The sequence below is a fragment of the Megasphaera sp. DJF_B143 genome (genome assembly GCF_900320625.1).
GTDB classification, from domain to species: Bacteria; Bacillota; Negativicutes; order Veillonellales; family Megasphaeraceae; genus Megasphaera; species Megasphaera hexanoica.
This window is the reverse complement of the sequence record NZ_ONTA01000173.1, coordinates 1-3,563: the sequence shown is the minus strand read 5'-3', so window position 1 is coordinate 3,563 and position 3,563 is coordinate 1. Positions and strand designations below refer to the sequence as shown.

4 protein-coding genes and 1 pseudogene are annotated in these 3,563 nt (G+C 44.3%); 2 read left to right on the top strand and 3 right to left on the bottom strand.

Features of this window, described 5'->3' with window-relative positions; genetic code table 11:
• Together DBO31_RS05270 and DBO31_RS05265 are read right to left on the bottom strand one after the other, a co-directional pair.
• Positions 1 to 626: pseudogene (locus tag DBO31_RS05270) on the bottom strand (heavy metal translocating P-type ATPase); the annotation flags it as partial.
• Positions 627 to 647: 21 nt separating this feature from the next.
• Positions 648 to 872, bottom strand: a complete 225-nt coding sequence (locus DBO31_RS05265; RefSeq protein ID WP_059076645.1) for a cation transporter — start codon at positions 870 to 872, stop codon at positions 648 to 650.
• A gap of 160 nt (positions 873 to 1,032) precedes the next feature.
• On the opposite strand from DBO31_RS05265, the gene DBO31_RS05260 reads away from it, so the two are divergent.
• Positions 1,033 to 1,944, top strand: coding sequence for a helix-turn-helix transcriptional regulator (locus tag DBO31_RS05260; RefSeq protein ID WP_159897766.1), 912 nt, complete (start codon positions 1,033 to 1,035; stop codon positions 1,942 to 1,944).
• Here the strand turns inward: DBO31_RS05260 and DBO31_RS05255 are convergent.
• On the bottom strand, positions 1,941 to 2,735 hold the full coding sequence (locus tag DBO31_RS05255; protein ID WP_150824613.1) for an MBL fold metallo-hydrolase: 795 nt from the start codon (positions 2,733 to 2,735) through the stop codon (positions 1,941 to 1,943). The genes DBO31_RS05260 and DBO31_RS05255 overlap by 4 nt on opposite strands.
• Before the next feature lie 160 nt (positions 2,736 to 2,895).
• Between DBO31_RS05255 and DBO31_RS05250 the strand changes: the two genes are divergently transcribed.
• Entirely contained in the window at positions 2,896 to 3,501 is a 606-nt protein-coding gene (locus tag DBO31_RS05250; RefSeq protein ID WP_150824612.1) for a TetR/AcrR family transcriptional regulator, read from the top strand.
• The last annotated feature ends 62 nt before the right edge of the window (positions 3,502 to 3,563 follow it).

Below are 3,563 nucleotides of genomic sequence, written 5' to 3'. Positions count from 1 at the left end.
TCTTCGGATTCCTTCGTGGTCTTCACGTAAAGGACGCCAGTCATATTGATACAGCCACTAATGACTTCATCCCCTTGCTGCACATCTCTGGGCAGGCTTTCTCCTGTCAGGGCACTCGTATTGAGGCTCGATGTCCCACGAAGGACCACGCCATCCAAGGGCACCCGTTCACCGGGCTGGACGACTATCGTCGTACCTAAAGCTACATCATCCGGGTCGACTTTTTCCAGTTTACCATCCCGTTCTATATTCGCATAATCAGGACGGATATCCATGAGGGCACCGATATTCTTCCGGCTGCGGCCAACAGCATAGCTTTGGAACCATTCGCCGATTTGGTAGAACAACATGACAGCAATACCTTCCAGGTAATCACCGCTCTGCTCATAAATGGCTAAAGCAAAGGCGCCCAGCGTAGCAATGGTCATCAAGAAGTTTTCATCAAAAATGCGGCCATTCACGATTCCCTTTCCAGCCTTCCGCAGGATATCATAGCCGATGATACCGTAAGCAACCAGATAAAGGGCCAAACGCAGCCACCCCTGTACCGGGATAAATTGAAGTGCCATAAGCCAAACAGCCGTAATCCCGATGCGCCAGAGCATCCGTTTCTGTTTATCATTCATCAGTTGTCCCTTCTTCCTGCTTTATTTTACGTGAATTTCACAATCCGGTTCGATTTTTTTGCAGTCCTTGACGACTTGTTGCATCACCTGTTCCGGATCGTAGTTTTCTTCAAATTTAATAATCATCTTTTGTAACATGAAATTTACCGTCGCCTCAGCTACCCCTTCTGTTTTTCTGGCAGCATCTTCCATCAGGTTGGCACAATTAGCACAATCTACATCGATCTTATACGTTTTCTTTTTCATGATAATCTCTCCTCTAAAAATAATATGAACGATTGCTCATTTGTTCAATCGTTGTGCTTGAAGTATAATATGCCTAATCAAAATCGTCAATGTCCCTTTCCTGGTTCCTGCTAAAAGGGATAAAGGAATGTCTAAACAGGCGAAAAAGGAGACGTACCATATGAACGATCCGACCAATACCCTCATTTATGAAATCAAAAATTCCCTTCCTCCAGACAGTACACTGAAACATCAAGTTCTATTCCCAGGCATCCTCCTGGCCCGATATCGGCTACAAGGAGCGACCTGTACGGTTCAACATTCAAGCTGGCCCGGTCTTTATATTTTCAGCAACGGTCGTGAAGGAAGTATGGGCTGGCAGTTAAATTCAGGCAAACAAATTTATCTGCATCGCCAGGCTTTTGCCTGCCATGCCGCATCAGCCTGTACCCAAGCAATCCTTTCCCTGCCAAACGGTTTTTATGAGGGCCTGTCTCTTTTTTTCAATCTTCCCGTAATAAAAGAACAGCCGCCATCGCTGTTCGAGGAAGCCGGTTTGCATTCATTTCAGCTTCTCGCTGCATGCTTTCCTGACGAATCTGGAGAGGCTTTCTGGCAAAATGATACGGAATTACAGCGGATTATTTCCTTTTTTTGGGACCAGCCAGCCCTTCTCTCGAACGCTTATGAAAAGTTAAAAGTTTTAGAACTGTTGCTCCATTTAAGCCGCTTACCCCTTCATAAGCGTCAACATTTATCTGCTTATCCATCGGAACAAGTGGCCTTAGTACAAAAAATCCACTACGATTTATTACAAAAATTGGACCAGCGCATCACAATTGACACACTGGCCCAACAATATCTCATAAATCAGACGACTTTAAAAAACGTATTTAAAGCAGTCTATGGTACTTCTCTGGCAGCCCATATCAAAGAGCACCGTCTGCTGCAAGCTGCGGAACTTCTCTGCCATAGTCAAGATTCAATGGCAGAAATCGCAGCCAAAGTCGGGTATGAAAGCCAGAGCCGATTTTCTGCAGCTTTCAAAAAACGTTTCGGTGAATTACCTACGCAATATCGGAAAACACATTAGAAAGAAACCCATTCTCCATCATTGGGCATAATATAATGGTCCACCCCACGGGCCATGAGCCGGCTGCGCAGAGTATATCTCGTCAAAGAGGCATGGGCTACATTATCCAGATGAGTAAGAAGAAGCTGAGACTGCGGAACAGTCTTTGCTACACAAGCTACATCTTCATCGCCCATGATGAGCCGGCCATTTTCTACAGTTTCAGCCGCACAAGCATTTAATGCGACGACATCAGGGCGATACGTTTTCAGCGTATTTTCCACTTCAGGATACCATACGGTATCACCAGCGACATAAAGGGTAGGTTCGTCTGCGCTCTGGAAGAGGATCCCCATAGCGTCACCGCAAGGAACGATGGTACCATGGCGTGCCGGCATATGTTGAAGGGTAAGGCCCTCGAGAGTCAACGGAGACTTAGACAAAACCTGTACATCTTGAAATCCAGACTTTTCAAAAATGGCTGCGTCCTGTTCATTCTGCACAAAGACAGGAATGGACTTATCCAAAGGCTGGCCTACGGTCCCATCGGCAGCTATATCAACATGGTCTGGATGGATGTGCGTTACGATGTAATAATCGACACCATTCAGAATTTCCTGCGGTGTCTTAGGCAGTCCATAAATCGGCATGGCAATTTCCATTTTAACCGGGTCCGGAATCATGTATGGCTTCCCCGGAATATCTCCGAAACTACCAAGGCTTCCTTTTCCACAAAGCCAGGGGTCAATTAAAAAGGTCTTCCCTTGATATACAATTTTAAGTGTAGCATTGCGAATCTGCTGAATGTCCATTATTTTCTCTCCTTTATTCTTTACAATAAATATTTTTATTGACACTATGTTCAATATCTATTATATTAAACGCAAGAAAACATTCAACAGTCACCTTCGAGGAAGTGTCTGATAATGGACACATCTCCCAAATTGTCTAGAAAGTAAGGAGGTATCCTTCATGACGCAAAAGTTAGATCGTCGCACCCGCTATACGCGTTCTGTTATCAAGCAATCTTTTTTGGAACTGCTCCAAAAGTATCCCTTTCCGAAAGTCACAGTCACGGCTATCTGCAAAAAGGCGGAAATTACACGGGCTACGTTCTACTTGCATTATATGGATATCTATGCCTTGTTAGACGCCATCCTTGAGGAAGCGCTGCATTTATCCGAAAATACAAATCCTGATAAATCCTTGGCCGATTTTCTTTACCAAGCCAGTCAATCAAATGAAGGGGACTCTTTCATCAAGAATAACTATACTATGCTGCCCGTCTGTCAACGCATCGCAGATTCCCCTTGTTACCAAGCACTCTTTTCAGATAAGACCTTAGGGCCTTACATCTTAGAATATATTTTCACACATGAAAAAGCTCAAATGATTTCATTTTTACAAAATCAACTTCAGATTGATGCAACATTAGCGGAAAATCTCTACTTATTCCTGGTCAGCGGGGCTTTTACCATCAACCAGCATCATAAATGGAAAAAAGACGAATCATGGTTCCAGATTCAGGCTATGCTGCTGCGTCTCATTTACCATGGCATCCAGGGGTTGAAAAAATAAAAAAGGACTATCTCATGATGGCAGATGCCTTCATGAGATAGTCCTTTTTACAGTATGGCGGA